Origin of the sequence: Enterobacter sp. IF2SW-B1 (assembly GCF_001743375.1) — a bacterium.
In the GTDB taxonomy this organism is placed as follows: Bacteria; Pseudomonadota; Gammaproteobacteria; order Enterobacterales; family Enterobacteriaceae; genus Enterobacter; species Enterobacter bugandensis.
In genome coordinates this window covers 1-381 of the sequence record NZ_MJAA01000330.1, presented here as the reverse complement: position 1 = coordinate 381, position 381 = coordinate 1, and the positions used below count along the sequence as shown (strand labels likewise).

At 53.3% G+C, this 381-nt stretch carries 1 protein-coding gene; it reads right to left on the bottom strand.

What is annotated here, in order from left to right; all coding sequences use genetic code 11:
* Window positions 1–80 precede the first annotated feature (80 nt).
* Window positions 81–381: ThiF family adenylyltransferase (locus A6013_RS24560; RefSeq protein ID WP_175437439.1), on the bottom strand; the 301-nt coding region annotated here is incomplete at its 5' end.

Genomic DNA, 381 nt, shown 5'->3' with positions numbered 1-381 from the left:
GCAAACGTTAATAAACCTTCAGCCCCCCCTGTCATAGCCAGGCTGATAAATATTTTTTCACCTCGCCAGTCAAACGCCGCCTATGACTTACGAACGCCATCATCACCGGTCCAATCAATGATCAAGTCGTACTGACGCTGTGAGTTTTTTGCGGCCTCACTCTCTGGGGGAAACGCGCAGCTGAATGACCGGGCACTTGCGTCAGGCAGAAAACGATTCAGATGCACACCCAGCGCGGCCGCTTTATTATGGCCAACTGACGGCATTGTCAGGGCGTGACGGCTAAGATTTCCGGTCTGTAGGAGGTCTGCGTCCAGAATGCCGAGGCTGACAACACCCATGCGCATCAGGTTTTCTGCAATCATACTGCCCAGTGAGCCT